Annotated in this window: 20 protein-coding genes; 6 read left to right on the forward strand and 14 right to left on the reverse strand. The window is 71.8% G+C overall.

Going from position 1 to position 14,865, the window contains the following annotated elements; all coding sequences use genetic code 11:
* Positions 1 to 96: 96 nt before the first annotated feature.
* Both E1202_RS07375 and E1202_RS07380 read right to left on the reverse strand, forming a co-directional pair.
* Positions 97 to 741 (reverse strand): response regulator, encoded by a 645-nt coding sequence (locus E1202_RS07375; RefSeq protein ID WP_132681804.1) that lies wholly within the window; start codon positions 739 to 741, stop codon positions 97 to 99.
* Positions 738 to 1,925 carry a sensor histidine kinase gene (locus E1202_RS07380; protein WP_165943766.1) on the reverse strand — a complete coding sequence of 396 codons (1,188 nt, stop codon included), beginning with the start codon at positions 1,923 to 1,925 and terminating at the stop codon, positions 738 to 740. The genes E1202_RS07375 and E1202_RS07380 overlap by 4 nt, the downstream gene beginning before the upstream one ends.
* 121 nt (positions 1,926 to 2,046) lie before the next feature.
* On the opposite strand from E1202_RS07380, the gene E1202_RS07385 reads away from it, so the two are divergent.
* Together E1202_RS07385 and E1202_RS31310 are read left to right on the forward strand one after the other, a co-directional pair.
* Positions 2,047 to 3,471, forward strand: a complete 1,425-nt coding sequence (locus tag E1202_RS07385) for a cytochrome P450 (RefSeq protein WP_132681806.1) — start codon at positions 2,047 to 2,049, stop codon at positions 3,469 to 3,471.
* A 96-nt stretch (positions 3,472 to 3,567) separates the two neighbouring features.
* Complete coding sequence (locus E1202_RS31310) at positions 3,568 to 3,741, forward strand: hypothetical protein (RefSeq protein ID WP_165943767.1); 174 nt, start codon at positions 3,568 to 3,570, stop codon at positions 3,739 to 3,741.
* A 5-nt stretch (positions 3,742 to 3,746) separates the two neighbouring features.
* Here E1202_RS31310 and E1202_RS07390 read toward each other — a convergent pair whose 3' ends face one another.
* The 6 genes from E1202_RS07390 to E1202_RS07415 form a co-directional block, all read right to left on the reverse strand.
* Positions 3,747 to 4,169, reverse strand: a complete 423-nt coding sequence (locus tag E1202_RS07390; protein ID WP_132681807.1) for an acyl-CoA thioesterase — start codon at positions 4,167 to 4,169, stop codon at positions 3,747 to 3,749.
* An 84-nt stretch (positions 4,170 to 4,253) separates the two neighbouring features.
* Positions 4,254 to 5,030 (reverse strand): putative hydro-lyase, encoded by a 777-nt coding sequence (locus tag E1202_RS07395; RefSeq protein ID WP_132681808.1) that lies wholly within the window; start codon positions 5,028 to 5,030, stop codon positions 4,254 to 4,256.
* Between the two features lie 10 nt (positions 5,031 to 5,040).
* The gene (locus E1202_RS07400; protein ID WP_132681809.1) at positions 5,041 to 5,892 is read right to left on the reverse strand and encodes a 5-oxoprolinase subunit C family protein; all 852 of its coding nucleotides are present in this window, start codon (positions 5,890 to 5,892) and stop codon (positions 5,041 to 5,043) included.
* Positions 5,889 to 6,500, reverse strand: a complete 612-nt coding sequence (pxpB, locus tag E1202_RS07405; protein ID WP_132681810.1) for a 5-oxoprolinase subunit PxpB — start codon at positions 6,498 to 6,500, stop codon at positions 5,889 to 5,891. Before pxpB ends, E1202_RS07400 begins: the two co-directional genes overlap by 4 nt.
* A complete protein-coding gene (locus E1202_RS07410) occupies positions 6,500 to 7,261 on the reverse strand; it encodes a LamB/YcsF family protein (RefSeq protein ID WP_132681811.1) in 762 nt (253 codons plus the stop codon). Before E1202_RS07410 ends, pxpB begins: the two co-directional genes overlap by 1 nt.
* 8 nt (positions 7,262 to 7,269) lie before the next feature.
* Positions 7,270 to 8,490: an NRAMP family divalent metal transporter gene (locus E1202_RS07415; protein WP_132681812.1), complete on the reverse strand. Its 1,221-nt coding sequence runs from the start codon at positions 8,488 to 8,490 to the stop codon at positions 7,270 to 7,272.
* Between the two features lie 129 nt (positions 8,491 to 8,619).
* On the opposite strand from E1202_RS07415, the gene E1202_RS07420 reads away from it, so the two are divergent.
* Entirely contained in the window at positions 8,620 to 9,312 is a 693-nt protein-coding gene (locus E1202_RS07420) for a GntR family transcriptional regulator (protein ID WP_132681813.1), read from the forward strand.
* Here E1202_RS07420 and E1202_RS07425 read toward each other — a convergent pair.
* Entirely contained in the window at positions 9,303 to 9,629 is a 327-nt protein-coding gene (locus E1202_RS07425; protein WP_132681814.1) for a branched-chain amino acid transporter permease, read from the reverse strand. The two genes, E1202_RS07420 and E1202_RS07425, sit on opposite strands and share 10 nt — an antisense overlap.
* The gene (locus E1202_RS07430; RefSeq protein ID WP_132681815.1) at positions 9,622 to 10,341 is read right to left on the reverse strand and encodes an AzlC family ABC transporter permease; all 720 of its coding nucleotides are present in this window, start codon (positions 10,339 to 10,341) and stop codon (positions 9,622 to 9,624) included. The genes E1202_RS07425 and E1202_RS07430 overlap by 8 nt, the downstream gene beginning before the upstream one ends.
* A gap of 75 nt (positions 10,342 to 10,416) precedes the next feature.
* Here E1202_RS07430 and E1202_RS07435 point away from each other — a divergent pair, with 75 nt between their 5' ends.
* Positions 10,417 to 10,863, forward strand: coding sequence for an Lrp/AsnC family transcriptional regulator (locus tag E1202_RS07435; RefSeq protein WP_132681816.1), 447 nt, complete (start codon positions 10,417 to 10,419; stop codon positions 10,861 to 10,863).
* A gap of 160 nt (positions 10,864 to 11,023) precedes the next feature.
* On the opposite strand, the gene E1202_RS07440 is transcribed toward E1202_RS07435, so the two are convergent.
* The 4 genes from E1202_RS07440 to E1202_RS07455 all read right to left on the reverse strand — a co-directional run bounded on the left by E1202_RS07440 (position 11,024) and on the right by E1202_RS07455 (position 12,564).
* Entirely contained in the window at positions 11,024 to 11,350 is a 327-nt protein-coding gene (locus E1202_RS07440) for a hypothetical protein (RefSeq protein WP_132681817.1), read from the reverse strand.
* Positions 11,351 to 11,458: 108 nt separating this feature from the next.
* Positions 11,459 to 11,638 (reverse strand): CsbD family protein, encoded by a 180-nt coding sequence (locus E1202_RS07445; RefSeq protein ID WP_132681818.1) that lies wholly within the window; start codon positions 11,636 to 11,638, stop codon positions 11,459 to 11,461.
* A gap of 82 nt (positions 11,639 to 11,720) precedes the next feature.
* Positions 11,721 to 11,930 (reverse strand): CDGSH iron-sulfur domain-containing protein, encoded by a 210-nt coding sequence (locus E1202_RS07450; protein WP_132681819.1) that lies wholly within the window; start codon positions 11,928 to 11,930, stop codon positions 11,721 to 11,723.
* Entirely contained in the window at positions 11,911 to 12,564 is a 654-nt protein-coding gene (locus tag E1202_RS07455; protein ID WP_132681820.1) for a HemK2/MTQ2 family protein methyltransferase, read from the reverse strand. The genes E1202_RS07450 and E1202_RS07455 overlap by 20 nt, the downstream gene beginning before the upstream one ends.
* Before the next feature lie 120 nt (positions 12,565 to 12,684).
* On the opposite strand from E1202_RS07455, the gene E1202_RS07460 reads away from it, so the two are divergent.
* Together E1202_RS07460 and E1202_RS07465 are read left to right on the forward strand one after the other, a co-directional pair.
* Positions 12,685 to 13,827 (forward strand): carboxylate-amine ligase, encoded by a 1,143-nt coding sequence (locus tag E1202_RS07460; RefSeq protein WP_132681821.1) that lies wholly within the window; start codon positions 12,685 to 12,687, stop codon positions 13,825 to 13,827.
* Positions 13,824 to 14,828, forward strand: a complete 1,005-nt coding sequence (locus E1202_RS07465) for an iron-containing redox enzyme family protein (protein ID WP_132681822.1) — start codon at positions 13,824 to 13,826, stop codon at positions 14,826 to 14,828. Before E1202_RS07460 ends, E1202_RS07465 begins: the two co-directional genes overlap by 4 nt.
* Positions 14,829 to 14,865 lie beyond the last annotated feature (37 nt).

The raw sequence follows: 14,865 nt of genomic DNA on the forward strand, positions 1-14,865 counted from the left end.
ACCGAGAACCCACTGCCCACGACCGGTCGTCGCCGCAGCGCGGCGAGCCGCACCCGAGGCACCTCGGGGGTATTCCTCCCGAAGCCCGGTGCGGCGCTACCTCGGCGTGACGATGCGGTGGTCGAAGGCGTAGACGATGGCGGCCGCGCGATCCCGCAGGTCGAGCTTGACGAAGATGCGGCCCACGTGGCTCTTCACCGTCACCTCGGAAATGCCCAGTTCCGAGGCGATCTCGGAGTTGGACAGGCCACGTCCGATGAGCACGAGGACGTCGTGCTCGCGGGAGGTGAGCTCGTCGACGGCGACCTCCGGGGCCGGGGACGAGGAGCGGTAGGCGGTGAGCACGCGCCCGGTGACGGCCGGGTCCAGGCACGCCTCGCCCGCGGCCAGCGACCGGACCGCGCGGATGACGTCCTCGGCCGGGGAGTCCTTGAGCAGGAAGCCGCTCGCGCCCGCGCGCAACGCGCCGGAGAGCAGCTGGTCGTCGTCGAAGGTCGTCAGCACCAGCACCGGCGGAGCGTCGTCGGTCGCCTGCAGCCCGCGGGTGGCCTCGATGCCGTCGACGTGCTTCATCCGCAGGTCCATCACGACCACGTCGGGCCGGTCGGCGGCGACGGCCGAGGCGACCTCCGCGCCGTCCGCGCACTCCCCGATGACGGCGAAACCGTCCTTGCGGCGCAGGATCCGCCGCAACCCGGAGCGCACCAGCTCCTGGTCGTCGACGAGCAGAACCTTGATCATCGGGCCTCCTCCGGTGTCGGCAGCAGGTCGTTCGGTTCCGGTGAGAACTCCGCGCGCACCACCCATTCATCGCCGGCGGGACCGGCTCGCAGGCGCCCGCCCAGCAGTTCGGCGCGCTGCCGCATGCCCGCGATGCCGTTCCCGGGCTCGGGCGCTCCGACCGCGCCCTGCAGCGCGTTGGCGACGGTCAGCGCCACGCCGTCGTCGATGACCAGCCGCACCAGCGCGGCGGTTCCCGGGGAGTGCTTGACGACGTTGGCCAGCGATTCGCGGGCGATCCGGTAGAGCGCGAGACCCGTTGCCGCGGAGACGGATCGGGCGTCACCGTCCAGCCTGTAGGTCACCGGGACACCGGCTCTGACGACGTCGGAGACGAGATCGGCGATGTCGTCGATGCCCGGTTCCGGGCGGACCTTCGACGGTTCGGAGTCCAGGAGCCCGACCGTGCGGCGGATGTCGGCGATCGCCTGCCTTCCGAGTCGTTCGGCGTCGGTGAGCGCCTCGACCGCGTCGTCGACGTCGCGGTCCTCCTGCAGCGCCCGCCTGGCACCGGTGAGGTGCAGCAGCGTGATGCTCAGCGAGTGCGCGACGACGTCGTGCACCTCGCGCGCGATGCGGCGGCGCTCGTCGTCGGCGGCCTGCACCGCCCGCTCGGCCTGCACCTGGCGTTCCCGCTCGAACGACCGCAGCTGGGTCCTGATGATGAACCCGGTGGCCCAGCCGAGCGCGACCGCGACCAGGGAGAACGGCAGGCCGTAGCCGAGGTGCCCGACGGCTGCCGCCGCGGTCGGGACCAGCGCGGCCAGGGCGGCGACCGTCAGGCTCACCCGAACCGAGGTGACGGCCGCGCACTCGGCGAGCATCACGACCAGGATCAGCGGCGCGAGGTCGTTGGGCACCGGGTGCACCAGCAGGATCGAGGTGCCCAGCAGCGCGCACCCGGCGACGCCGACGGGCCGCCCCGAGGCCGGGATCGGCGTTCCGACCAGCAGGTACACCACCGGCAAGATCGCGAGCAGGCCGCCGACGAGCGTCCAGTCCGCGTCCTCGGCCGCCAGCCGCTGCACCACCGCGACCGCCGACACCACCACCAGGCACGCGTGGCCGGGCAGCACCACCGCAGGCGGGTAGCCGAACGGCAGCGCCGCGGCTCGGCCGTGCACGTAGCGGATCAGACCCCTCATCCGGGCCAGCCTAGAACCCCGCCCGGCCCACCGGAATCGTCGCGACTCCTCCTCAGGTAGGAGGCGGAACCGGGCCCGCAGCACGATGTGGGCGCGGTCACTCGCCGATAGCGTTGCGGTCATGACGACCTCGACCACCACATCCCCCAGCGAGCACCGGCACCGCTGGTGGGAGACTTCGACGCCGTCCGGGTCCGGGGAGCTCGCACCGTCCCCCGCCGGACCGGTCGACGAGCTCGGCACGCCACCACCGCTGCACGGTTCCGGGCCGCTGCTGCAGACCTTGCGGTTGGGCCGCGACCAGGGGCGCGTGCTGTTCGAGGGAACCCGGCTCCACGGGGACGTCTTCCGCGTCAACACGCTGCTGGAGAAGCGGCCGCTGACCATCACCTCGCACCCCGACCACGTGAAGTCGCTGTTCACCGCGGGCCCGGCCCTGGCTCCGTCCACCGCCGGGCAGTCGCAGCTGCGGCCCATCGTCGGCGAGTCGGTGCTGACCGCGACCGGTGAGCGGCACCGCAGGCAGCGCAAGCTGCTGATGCCGCCGTTCCACGGCAAGGCCATCGCCCGCTACCGGGAGCAGATCCTCGACGCCACCACCCGCGAGATCAACGGCTGGCAGCCCGGTTCCCGGATCCGGCTCGCCGACTCCGCGCAGCAGGTCACCCTCGACGTGATCATGTCCGGGGTGTTCGGCATCGACTACCGCTCCGGGGAGTCCGAGCAGCTGCTGCGCAAGCGGCTGCGGCAGATGCTGGCGCTGTCGGTGAGCCCGCTGGCGCGGGTCAGCGAGCTGGTGTCGATGCGCAGCGCGGAGCCGGTGGGAGTGCAGAAGTGGGGGCTGGCGCACCTCGACCGCGCGATGCTGGCGGTGATCGCCGAGCGCCGCGCCGCGCACGTGCCCGGCGAGCGGCACGACATCCTGTCGCTGCTGCTCGACGCCCGCGACGACGAGGGCGCCGGGCTCACCGACGGCGAGCTGCGCAACGAGCTGCTGACGCTGGTGCTGGCGGGGCACGAGACGACCGCCAACTCCATCGGCTGGGCGTTCGAGCGGCTGGTGCGGCACCCCGAGTTCTACGGCAGGCTCCGCGACGCGGCCCGCTCCGAGGACGACGGCGGCTACGTCGACGCGACGATCCACGAAGCGATGCGGGTGCGCCCGGTGATCCCGATGCTGGGCAGGCGGGTCATGTCCCACTGGCGGTTCGGCGACCGGGTCGTGCCGGAGCGGTCGCGGGTGCTGATCGGAATCCTCTCGCTGCACCACCGCGAAGACCTCTACGCCGACCCGTTCCGGTTCGACCCGGACCGGTTCGTCGGCGTGAAACCCGGCTCCACCACGTGGATCCCGTTCGGCGGCGGTGATCGCCGCTGCCTCGGCGCGACTCTGGCGATGGAGGAGATGCGCCTCCTCACCGGGGAGATCGCCCGCCGCGCCGATCTGAGCGCGATCGATTCGGCACCGGAGCGCCCGGTGCACCGCAACGTCACGATGATCCCCGGTCGGGGCGGCGCGGTGGAGATCGGCTCGGTGATGCCGTGATCTCCGACGTGGTCTGCGCTACTTCCGGCTAATCCCGGACCGCCGCTCGGCGATCAACCTCAGTGGGGAGACACCCCGTTGACGGGAAGCCGAACGATGAGCGCTGAGACGAACACCCGAATCCTGCTGAAGAACCTCGCCCCGCTGCGGGAGCAGGCCGAACCCTACGACGACTGGCGGCGGCTCGACCGCGATGCCGCGGCGGCCGCCCGCCGGATCCTGGCCTTCGAACTGCCCGGTCGGCGCACGTCGGTGAACGCCGAGCGCTGAACCGCTCAGACACCGGGGGCCAGCGCGTCGGCGTCGAAGCCGACCGCTTCGAGCGCGCTCCGGGGGTCGGCGACGAGCTTGCGCGCTTCGAGGTCCATCAGGCCCAGCACGCAGGTGATGTCGGCGGAGATCGTGCCGTCTGCCTTGGTGATCACCGTGTCGAGGTGGAAGGACTTCCCGGAGCCGAACTTCGCCTCGCAGGACACCTCGATGTGCTCGTTGGCGCGCAGCTCGCGCCGGAAGTTCACCGTCGTGCTCAGCAGCACGGGCGACAGCTTCCGGGCGACCAGCCCGTCCCAGTCGCACCCGGCCGCCTGGAACCCGGCGACCCGCGCCACCTCGCCGTACTGGTGGTACACGGCGTGGTTGACGTGGCCGAGCGCATCGAGCTCGTAGCTGCGGACCTGGAGCGGAATGCGAAAAGTCACGAGCCCACGGTAAGCAGAGGTCACCGCGCCGGTGTCGCAATCATGACGAGGATCGCAGGCCGTCCTGGTCCTCGTCCCGCCGCGCTACGGGACCTGGTAGTCGCTGTCGCGGGCGTCGGTGATGGCCATGTGGCCAGGGGCGTGACCGATGGCGAACGGCGGCTTGGACTGCATCACCGCGGCCTGCGGCGTGACCCCGCAGGCCCAGAAGACCGGGACCTCACCGGGGCGGACCTCGACGGCCTCGCCGAAGTCGGGTTGGCCGAGGTCGGTGATCCCCAGGGCTTCCGGAGAACCGACGTGCACCGGGGCGCCGTGCACCGCCGGGTAGCGGGAGGTCACCCGCACGGCGGTGGCGACCAGTTCCGCGGGGACGGGACGCATCGACACCACCATCGGCCCCGACAGCTCTCCGGCCGGCCGGCACTGCCGGGCGGTCCGGTACATCGGCACGTTGCTGCCCGCCTCGATGTGCCGGACCGGGACGTCGGCCTCCAGCAGCGCGGCCTCGAACGTGAAGCTGCACCCCACGAGGAAGCTGACCAGGTCGTCCCGCCACAGGTCGACGACCTCGGCGCGCTCCTCCACCAGCTCGCCGTCCCGGTAGACGGTGTAGGCGGGCAGGTCGGTGCGCAGATCGCCCCGGAAGATCGATGCGCTGGTCTCGCCCGGTTCGGTCACGTCCAGCACCGGGCAGGACTTGGGGTTGCGCTGGGCGAACAGCAGGAAGTCGTAGGCGTGCTCGCGCGGCAGCGAGATCAGGTTCGCCTGCGTCCACCCGGCGCTGAAGCCCGAGGTCGGCACGCGCAGCCCACCGCGGAACGCTTCCCGAGCCTGCTCGGGTGACATGTCCTTCGCCATCGTGGCCTCCTCAGATGCAGCGGAAGTGGACGTGCTGGCCGGGTCGCGCCTGCGCGGCCTTGGCCACGTCGGCGGCCGGCACGACGCCGATCACCGGGTACCCGCCGGTGACGGGGTGGTCGGCCAGGAACAGCGTGGGTGTTCCCAGCGGCGGCACCTGGAGCGCGCCGGCGACCATGCCTTCGCTGGGCAGTTCCTCGGTCCGGCTGCGCTCCAGCACCGGCCCGTCGAGGCGCATGCCGACCCGGTTGCTCTCGGAGGTGACCTCGTACGGCGCGCTGACCAGCGATTCCAGCGCCTCGTCGGTGAACCAGTCGGCGCGCGGACCCGGCCGGACCCGCAGCACGACCTCCTCGGCGGGACCGGCGACGGGCGCGACGTCCACGACCGGGAACCGCGCGGGCGGCGGCCCGATCGGCAGCACGGCGCCGGGTCGGAGCTGGTCGGGGCCGAGGCCGGAGAGCACGTCGGTGGAGCGCGAGCCGAGCACCGGTTCGACGTCGATGCCGCCGCGCACCGCGAGGTAGCTGCGCAACCCGATCGCCGGGACGCCGAGCCGCAGCTCGGCCCCGGCGGGCACGCGCAGCACCGCGTTCGCCGCCGCGCCTCGACCGTCGACCGCGATCGGGCACGGTGCTCCGGTGAGCGCCACGGTCACGTCGCGGGTGGGGCGCACGACGAGCCCGCCGAAGGTGACCTCGATGGCGGCGGTGTTCTCCTCGTTGCCCACCAGGCGGTTCGCGAGTCGCAGCGAAACGGCGTCGGCGGCACCGGAGGTGCCCACGCCGATCCCCGCCAGGCCCGGCCTGCCGAGGTCTTGAACGGTGGCGAGCGGGCCGGTGGCCAGGACTTCCAGTGTCATCCGATCTCCCGGAACCGCACTCGCACACCCGGGCGCAGCAGCGCGGGCGGATCGCGGTCGATGCTGAAAATCTGCAGGTCGGTGTGTCCGATGAGCTGCCAGCCGCCGGGCGACTCGCGCGGGTAGATGCCGCTGAAGGCGCCTGCCAGCCCCACGGCTCCGGCGGGAACGGCGGTGCGCGACTCGGACCGCCGAGGCACCACCAGGTCTTGCGGACCGCCGCTGAGGTAGCCGAAACCCGGTGCGAATCCGCCGAAGGCGACCTTCCACTCCGCTGCGGTGTGCTTGTCGACGACCTCGCGCTCGGTGAGTCCGGTCAGCCGGGCCACCTCGGCGAGGTCGGCGCCGTCGTAGACCACCGGCACCTCCAGCTGCTCGCCCTCCTCGCGCAGTCCGCCGCGCGGTTCGACGGCGCGCACCGCGGCCTCGATCGCCTTGACGTCGGAGCGCTGCGGATCCAGTTGCAGCAGCAGCGTCCTCGCCGCCGGGACGAGGTCGATGACGCCTTCGGGCGGTGAGTCGGCGAGCGCCGCGTACAGCGCGTGCACCTCCTGCAGATCGGCCAGTTCGATCAGCAGCCCCGAGTCGGCGCAGGGCAGGAAGCGCATCAGCTCCCTCCCGCCACGAACGGCCGCAGCACCACGCCGGCCCCGCTGAGCCGGTCGCGCACGGCCTGGGCGATGGCGACCGCTCCCGGGCTGTCGCCGTGCACGCAGATCGAGTCGGCGCGCACCTCGATCTCGCTGCCGTCGACGGCCCGGATCGGTTCGCCCGCGGCGAGTTTCAGGCAGCGCTGGGCGATCTCCTCGGGGTCGTGCAGCACCGCTCCGGGTTCGCGCCGCGACACGAGGGTGCCCTCGGGCGTGTAGGCGCGGTCGGCGAAGGCTTCGCGGAAGGTCCGCAGCCCGGCCTGCTCGGCCTGCGAGAGCCACTCCGAGCCGGGCAGGCCGAGCACGGCCAGCCCCGGGTCGTAGGCGCGGACCGCTTCGACCACGGCGGCGGCCTGCTCGGCGTGGTGCACGATCGCGTTGTAGAGCGCGCCGTGCGGCTTGACGTAGCCGACCTCGGTGCCCGCCACGCGGGCGAAGCCGGCCAGCGCGCCGATCTGGTAGATCACGTCGTCGGTCAGCTCGCGCGGCGGCACGTCGATGAACCGGCGGCCGAACCCGGCCAGGTCCCGGTAGCCGACCTGCGCACCGACGGCCACGCCGCGCTCGGCGGCCCGGGTCACCGCCGCGCGGATCACCACGGAGTCGCCCGCGTGGAAGCCGCAGGCCACGTTGGCGCTGGTGACCACGCCCAGCAGCGCTTCGTCGTCGCCGAGTTCCCAGCGGCCGAAACCTTCGGCCAGGTCCGCGTTGAGATCCATCGTCGTCCTCACTTCCACAGCGCTGCGATGCCGCCGACCGAGTTCACGCCCAGGTAGACCGTCAGCAGCCAAGCGACCGCTCCGATCACCAGCAGCCAGCGCGGGTAGCGGTAGCCGCCGAGCAGGTCGCCGCGCCGGGCTGCCACGAACATCAGCACGCCGAAGCCCACCGGAAGGATCAGTCCGTTGAGCGCACCGGCCAGCACCAGCAGTGTGGTGGGTGCCTGGTCCAGCAGCACGAACACCAGCGCGGAGATCGCCACGAACGCCACGACCAGCCAGTTGCGGGCCTTCTCCAGCGAGCGGGAGAAGGTCACCAGGAACGACACCGAGGTGTAGGCGGCGCCGACGACCGAGGTGATGCTGGCAGCCCAGAGGATCATGCCGAACAGCCGCACCCCGATCTCACCGGCCGCGTGCTGGAACGCCTCGGCGGTCGGGTTGGCCGAGCTGAGCGCGACGCCGCCGGCGACCACGCCGAACACCGCGAGGAACAGCACCAGCCGCATCACACCGGTGACCAGCAGCGACACCACGGAGCTGCGGCTGACGTCGGTGATCTGGTCCGGGCCGGTCACGCCGGCGTCGACCAGCCGGTGCGCCCCGGCGTAGGTGATGTAGCCGCCGACGGTGCCGCCGATGAGCGTGGTGATGGCCAGGAAGTCGACCTCGCTCGGCCACACGGCCTGCACGAGCGCCTGACCGACGGGAGGCGCGGAGGAGAACGCGACGAAGGCGGTCAGCGCGATCATCACGATCCCCAGCACCACGACGATGCGGTCCATCGCCACACCCGCGCGCCTGCTGAGGAAGATGCCGATCGCGATCACCGCGGACAGCGTGCCACCGATCTTGGCGTCGAGCCCGAACAGCGCGTCCAGGCCCAGCGAGGTCCCCGCGATGTTGCCGATGTTGAACACCAGCCCGCCGAAGACCACCAGCGCGGCCATCACGTAGCCGAGGCCGGGCAGCACCTTGTTGCCCAGGTCCTGGGCGCGCATGCCGGAGACGCCGATGACCCGCCAGACGTTCAGCTGGACGGCGATGTCGACCAGGATCGACACCAGGATCGCGAAGGCGAAGGCGGCCCCGAGCTGGGTGGTGAACTGGGTCGTCTGGGTGATGAAGCCGGGCCCGATGGCGCTGGTGGCCATCAGGAACACCGCACCGAGCAGCGTGCTGCGCTTCCCCTTCGATCCGTTCTGCCGGGGTGTGCTCGTCTCGGTCATGGCACTCCGATCCCGCGGTGGCTGTGGTTCGGAACAACATAGAGAATTGTTGAACAATCCCGCAATACCCCGTTTGGAACTTTCCCGTTAAACTGTTGATCACCTGCACCTACTGCACAGGGAGCCGGCTTGACCGCGACCGATCCGTGGGCTGACCTGCTGGCGGCCGACCGGGCGCTGCTCGACCGCACCAGCACCGCCGAGCGGGTCGCCGACGTGCTGCGGCAGCGGATCATCGACGGCGCCCTGTCCCCCGGCACCCGGCTGTCGGAGGAGAGCGCGGGCAAGGCCCTCGCGGTCTCCCGCAACACGCTGCGCGAAGCCTTCCGGCTGCTGGTGCACGAACGGCTGCTGGTGCACGAGTTCCACCGCGGCGTGTTCGTCCGGGTGCTCTCCGCCGAGGACGTCATCGACCTCTACCGGATCCGCCGCTTGCTGGAGACCAGCGCGGTGCGCCGCGGCGAGAACCCCGACCTGGTCTCAGCGGTCGACCGCGCCGTCAGCGACGGCGAGCGCGCGGCGACCGAGGAGCGCTGGTGGGACGTGGGCACGGCGAACATGCGCTTCCACGAGGCGCTGGCGGCGCTGGCGGGCAGCCCCCGGGTCAACGACACGATGCGCCAGCTGCTGGCGGAGCTGCGCCTGGCGTTCCACGTCATGTCGCGCCCGGAGGAGTTCCACAAGCCCTACCTCGGGTTCAACCGGGAGATCGCCGACCTGCTCACGGCCGGGCACCGGGAGGCCGCGGCGGAGAAGCTCGACGCGTACTTCGACGCCGCCGAGACCCAGCTCGTCGCCGCCTACCGCACCTATCAGGACTGAGCGAAGACCACGCTGGTCAGCAGCACGTGGACCGCGGTTCCGCCGAGGATGCTCAGCACCGGGTTGCGCTTCCACAGGTGCAACCCGATCGTCGCCGCCAGCGACAGCGCGGTCGGCGCGTAGGCGAAGGCCCGGGTGTCGTGCAGCGTGTAGACGGCGAGGATCACCATGACGCCGACCGGCATCCGCGAGCCGAGGAAGTGCACGGTCGCGCTGCTGCGCAGCGGTGCCAGCGCGGCGAACGGCAAGGCCCGCAACGCCCAGGTGACGGCGACGGACACGGCCACCGCGCCGGCGATGTGGATCGGGTCAGGCATCGACGCCCTTCTTCCGCAGCAGGATCCGGCTCGCCAGCAGGCAGGCGGTGAACAGCCCGAGGGAGACCAGCAGCATCTGCTCGGGGAACAGCAGCGCGCTCACCAGCGCGCAGACCATCGCCAGCGCCGGAACGGGAACGCTGCGACGCGCCCGGTAGGCGTCGATGGCCAGCACGACGAACAGCGCGGTGAGCGCGAAGTCGAGACCGTCGAGCCGGAACGGCACCAGCGCCCCGAACAGCGCGCCCAGCGTCGCGCCCGCGACCCAGTAGACGTGCAGCAGCACCTGCAACCACACGATCCGCCTGCCGCTCCACTCCTGCGCCGCCGGCCCGGTCGACAGCGCGTACGCCTCGTCGGTGAGCGCGAAAGTGCTGTACACCTTGCCGATTCGGCTGCGCACTCGGTGCAGCGGGAAGGACAGCGCGTAGAACACGTGCCGGAAGTTGACCAGCAGCGCGGTCACCGCGACGTTCGCCAGCGGCGCGGCGGCCACGACGAGGCCGATCAGCAGGAACTCCAGCGAGCCCGCGTAGATCAGGGCCGCGAACGCCGTCGCCCACCACCAGTCCAGACCGGCGTGCACCACGAGCAGTCCGAACGCGATGCCCAGCGGGATCATCGCGAGCCCCACGGAGCTCGAATCGCGCAGAGCACCCCGCAGGTCGGCGCGCGGCGAGGAAGCGGTCTCAGCGACCAGGACAGCAGGCATGGCTGCAATTTTAGGTGGCGAACGCAGTAATGTGGTTGCCGTACGTGCCCGGTTTCCGAGCCTGGGAGCAACGCGATGTCGATAGATGCCCTGGATCGCGCAATATTGTTTCATCTGAGCCAGGACGGCAGGTTGACCAACGTCGAGCTCGCCCAACGGGTCGGCCTCACACCCGCCCCGTGCCTGCGCAGGGTCAAGCGCCTCGAGTCCGAGGGGATCATCACCGGCTACCGCGCCCGCATCGATCCGGCCGCCACCGGTCGCGGCTTCGAGGTCATGGTCTCGGTCGAGATCAGCATCAACGACCTGCAGACCGTCGAGGAGCTGGAAGGCGCGATCACCGCCTACGACGAGGTGATCGAGGTGCACCGCCTGTTCGGCCGCCCCGACTACCTCATCCGCGTGGCCGTGGAGGACTCGCCGACCTTCGAAACCTTCCTCACGACCAAGCTCATGGCGTTGCGCGCGGTGGCCAGGGTCGACTCACACCTGATCATGAAGAAGCTCAAGACGAGCGACTGACCTGGGCGAACGCGCGGCATCAGGCGCGGTCGCGCGGCTGGTCGGCGATGATCGCAGCCGCGCCAGGCCCCGACGTCCTGCCCGAGGACGCGGGGCTGCGCCGGTGAAGGTCTCCGCGCTACCTCGCGCGCGTCCTTCCCGGTCAGCGGGCTCGCCCGGGCTACGTGCTGCCGGGACGGTTGTGGTTTCCGTGCCGCAGCGGATGCATCGCTTCGGGTGCCCCGGCCGGCGTCACCGGCGAACCCTTCGCGGAGCCCTGCGCCTCCGCCGGTTCCGCCCGGTGCTCCCCCGATCCGGGTTGCGCGCCGCGGCGGAGCTCCTCGAGCCGCTGGCCCATCATCTCGACGACCTGCGGGCGAGCGTTGTGCTCCTGCTCGTAGTCCAGCACGCGCTTCAGCTCGTCCTGGCCGAGCGACCGGATCATGTGCTGCAGCGACCCCGTCGACAACTGGTCGTAGTCCGGGAGCGGGAAGTCCTGCTCCTGCATCGGGAGCCTCCTCGGGAGGTTGCGGGCGTGACTCGGCGGGGGCTCGCCATCAGCCCCCGCCGAGGGGAAACCGGTTGAGTCGCGGACTCCCCGGACCGGTGCTGGGAGTCACCCGTCCTGGCGGAAGGCGTCCTTCGTGTTCTCACCGGCCTGCTTGAGGTTGCCCTTGGTCTGCTCGGTCTTGCCCTCGGCCTCGGTCCGGCGATCGCCCGCGGCACTGCCGAGCTTCTCCTTGGCCTTGCCCACGGCCTCTTCCACCTTGTGGCGGGCCTTGTCCATCGCAGACATCTGAACACCCTCCTCATCCTCGGGAGACCACTGCTTACCCGGGAACCCTGCTCGCGAAACGTCGAGCGGTTCGGCGCGGCGGTCACGCGTCGCGCACCTTGCGGCGGTGGCTGGTGTCGCAGAAGGGGTAGTTCTGACTGCGGCGGCACGCGCAGACGGCGACCACGAACCGGTCGGAATCCACTGTGGTCCCGTCCGCCAGCACCAGCCGCACGGGACCTTCGACGAGGATCGGCCCGCCGGGGACGACCGTGACCCGCCGGAGGTCGGGGTCAGCGCGGCCGGTCCGCACGGATCACCACCAGTTCCTCGCTGCGCTGCCCGCGCCGGATCAGCCCGCGTTCCTCCATCATGGCCGCCCGCTCGTCGAGAACCGGGCCGAACGCCTGCGCCTGGCGGTCCACCACAGCGGCTTTCAAACCCCCGGCGCGCAGCCGCACCAACGTCGCTTCCACGTCGGCCAGATCGGACTGCACCAGCATCAGCGTCCCGCCACCGCCCAGGAGTTCGGGCGCGCGAACGCACAGCCGGTCGATCACCGCGCGGCCGTCGTACCCGGCGTCCCACGCACGCGCCGCACCTCGCGGTGGGTCGGATCCCTGCGCAGGGACGTAGGGCGGGTTGGCCAGCACCACGTCGAACGGATCCGGGTAGTCGCGCGCCAGCGCATCGCCCCGCTCCGCGCGCACCGGCAAGCCGCGCAGCCAGGCGTTCACACCCGCCACCGCGACGGCCGCGAGCGAGACGTCCACGGCCGTCACCTCCGCGGCGCCGATGCGCGCCGCCGCCAGCGCCAGCGCACCGGTCCCGGTTCCCACGTCGAGCACCCGGCCGCCCGGCTCGATCCCGGCATCGCTCAAAGCCCGCGCCAGCAGCCAGGTGTCACCCTGCGGCCGGTACACGGCCGAGGTCCTCAGCAATCTCATGGCCGAGAGGTTTCCGCCACCGCCGACTCGCAAACCACGAGCTCCGAGGTTTGACCACGGCCTCACCAGGGAAAGCAACGCCATGCAGGCCGGATCGCAGCCACGGGGAGGAGCTCGTCGGTGAACACTCCCGCGGTCGAGAACGCCGAGCCGGCGGTCGAACGGGCCACCGAACCCTCGCGCACCTTCGGCGTCGAAGAGGAGTTCCTCGTGGTGGGGCCGGAGAGCGGCGCGCCGTCCGGACGAGCTCCGGCGGTGCTGGCCGGAGCGGCCGACCTCGATCCGCAGCACGGCTTCCACCCCGAACTGCTGACCAGCCAGGCCGAGGCCGCCACCGGCGTGTGCACCTCCTCGGCGCAGCTGGGCGGACAGCTGCGCTCCGCGCGCGAGCGGATGAGCCGCGCGGCGCACGCCGAAGGGCTGGCGCTGATCTCGTCCGGGACACCGCCGTTCCCGGGCGAACCGGGTGCGATCTCACCCGGCGCGCGCTTCCACCGGATCGCCGAGACCTACCGCGCGGTGGTCACCGACTACCAGGCCTGCGGCTGCCACGTGCACGTCGGCGTTCCCGACCGGGAGCAGGCCGTGGCCGTGATCAACCACCTGCACCCGTGGCTGCCGTCGCTGCTGGCGATGTCGGCGAACTCGCCGTTCCACCTCGGGGCCGACACCGGCTACGCGAGCTGGCGCCTGGTGCAGCAGACCCGGTTCCCCGGCTCGGGAATCCCGCCGCGGTTCCGCTCGGCGGCCGAGCACGACGAGCACGTCGCGCGGCTGGTCGAGTGCGGAGTCCTCGTCGACGAGGCCATGTCGTTCTGGCTGGCGCGGCCGTCAGCGCACCTGCCGACGGTCGAGCTGCGCGTCGCGGACGCGGCCACCACCGTGGGCGAGTCCCTGCTGCAAGCGGTGGTGACCCGGGCCCTGGTGCGGACCGCGCAGCGCGAGCTGGACGCCGGACGGGAGGCGCCGGAGATCGATCCGCGCCTCGAACAGGCGGCCGTGTGGACCGCGGCCCGCCACGGCCTCGACGGGCCGGGCATCGACCTGGTGGCGCGGCGCCGGGTGCGGTCCGCCGAACTGGTGCACCGGATGATCCGTTGGGCCGCAACCGAACTCGAGGAGAACCGCGAGCTGGCGACGGTCCGCAAGCTCGTCGCCGGACTGCTGCACTGCGGTACCGGCGCGCGCCGACAACGCGCGGCGGCGGCCCGAGGTGATCGGGCGCTGCTCGCAGCAATCCGAGTCGAGAGAGAGGTGCGATGACCAGCCTGCCGGAACCGCGCGGACCGCTGTCCGCCGCCGTCACCGCCACGCTCCTCCGGGAACCTCCGGCCCCCGCGCCACCCCCGGAGCTGGCGCACGACTGCGACCCCTGGGGCCAGGACCTCTCGATCGCCCTGCACACCTGCTACGAGCTGCACTACCGCGGGTTCGACGGCGTCTCGCCGGAATGGGAGTGGGACCCGGGCCTGCTGGCCCTGCGCGGCGAGCTCGAACGCGTCTTCCTGGACGCGCTGCGCGCCGGCACCGACGCCTCCGACGACGTCACGGCCGTGCTCGACGAGCTGCTCGTGGAACCCGTTCCCGGCAACGGAGTTTCGCACCACCTGCGCGACCGCGGGCAGTGGTGGCAGGTGCGGGAGTACTTCGCGCACCGCTCGATCTACCACCTCAAGGAGGCCGACCCGCACGCGTGGGTCATCCCGCGCCTGCAGGGCCAGGCGAAGGCGTCGCTGGTGGCGGTGGAGTTCGACGAGTTCGGCGGCGGGCGCGGCGAGCGGGTCCACGCCCAGCTCTTCGCCGACCTGCTGAGCGGCGCCGGGCTGTCCGCCGACTACCTGCACTACCTGGACGTGGTGCCCGCGCCGCAGATCGCCATCGTCAACCTCATGTCGCTGCTGGGCCTGCACCAGGGGTTGCGCGGTGCGCTGGTCGGGCACTTCGCCGCCGCCGAGATCACCACGGCGCCCAGCGCGCAGCGCCTCGCCAAGGCCCTGGACAGGCTCGGGGCGGCGCAGGAGTGCGTCCACTTCTTCACCGAGCACGTCGAGGCCGACGCGGTGCACGAGCAGGTCGTGCGCCGGGACGTCATCGGCGACCTGCTCGACCGGGAACCGCAGCTGGCCGAGGACGTCGTCTTCGGCGTCCGGGCCACCGAACTCCTCGAAGGCAGGCTCGCCGACCACCTGCTGGGTTCCTGGGGCCGCGACGAGACCTCGCTGCTGCACCCGCTCGACGTCCCGGAACCGGCCGCGAGCAGCTGAGCCCCCGCCGAGAACCGACGTCACCACGGGAGTCACG

It is taken from the genome of Saccharopolyspora karakumensis (assembly GCF_004349225.1).
GTDB lineage: Bacteria > Actinomycetota > Actinomycetes > Mycobacteriales > Pseudonocardiaceae > Saccharopolyspora > Saccharopolyspora endophytica.

What these genes read in the sequence shown, in the direction of transcription:
- E1202_RS07375 (WP_132681804.1), bottom strand. Translation starts at nt 741, where the DNA reads ATGATCAAGGTTCTGCTCGTCGACGACCAGGAGCTGGTGCGCTCCGGG.
- E1202_RS07380 (WP_165943766.1), bottom strand. Translation starts at nt 1,925, where the DNA reads ATGAGGGGTCTGATCCGCTACGTGCACGGCCGAGCCGCGGCGCTGCCG.
- E1202_RS07385 (WP_132681806.1), top strand. Translation starts at nt 2,047, where the DNA reads ATGACGACCTCGACCACCACATCCCCCAGCGAGCACCGGCACCGCTGG.
- E1202_RS31310 (WP_165943767.1), top strand. Translation starts at nt 3,568, where the DNA reads ATGAGCGCTGAGACGAACACCCGAATCCTGCTGAAGAACCTCGCCCCG.
- E1202_RS07395 (WP_132681808.1), bottom strand. Translation starts at nt 5,030, where the DNA reads ATGGCGAAGGACATGTCACCCGAGCAGGCTCGGGAAGCGTTCCGCGGT.
- E1202_RS07400 (WP_132681809.1), bottom strand. Translation starts at nt 5,892, where the DNA reads ATGACACTGGAAGTCCTGGCCACCGGCCCGCTCGCCACCGTTCAAGAC.
- pxpB (WP_132681810.1), bottom strand. Translation starts at nt 6,500, where the DNA reads ATGCGCTTCCTGCCCTGCGCCGACTCGGGGCTGCTGATCGAACTGGCC.
- E1202_RS07410 (WP_132681811.1), bottom strand. Translation starts at nt 7,261, where the DNA reads ATGGATCTCAACGCGGACCTGGCCGAAGGTTTCGGCCGCTGGGAACTC.
- E1202_RS07415 (WP_132681812.1), bottom strand. Translation starts at nt 8,490, where the DNA reads ATGACCGAGACGAGCACACCCCGGCAGAACGGATCGAAGGGGAAGCGC.
- E1202_RS07425 (WP_132681814.1), bottom strand. Translation starts at nt 9,629, where the DNA reads ATGCCTGACCCGATCCACATCGCCGGCGCGGTGGCCGTGTCCGTCGCC.
- E1202_RS07430 (WP_132681815.1), bottom strand. Translation starts at nt 10,341, where the DNA reads ATGCCTGCTGTCCTGGTCGCTGAGACCGCTTCCTCGCCGCGCGCCGAC.
- E1202_RS07435 (WP_132681816.1), top strand. Translation starts at nt 10,417, where the DNA reads ATGTCGATAGATGCCCTGGATCGCGCAATATTGTTTCATCTGAGCCAG.
- E1202_RS07440 (WP_132681817.1), bottom strand. Translation starts at nt 11,350, where the DNA reads ATGCAGGAGCAGGACTTCCCGCTCCCGGACTACGACCAGTTGTCGACG.
- E1202_RS07445 (WP_132681818.1), bottom strand. Translation starts at nt 11,638, where the DNA reads ATGTCTGCGATGGACAAGGCCCGCCACAAGGTGGAAGAGGCCGTGGGC.
- E1202_RS07455 (WP_132681820.1), bottom strand. Translation starts at nt 12,564, where the DNA reads ATGAGATTGCTGAGGACCTCGGCCGTGTACCGGCCGCAGGGTGACACC.
- E1202_RS07465 (WP_132681822.1), top strand. Translation starts at nt 13,824, where the DNA reads ATGACCAGCCTGCCGGAACCGCGCGGACCGCTGTCCGCCGCCGTCACC.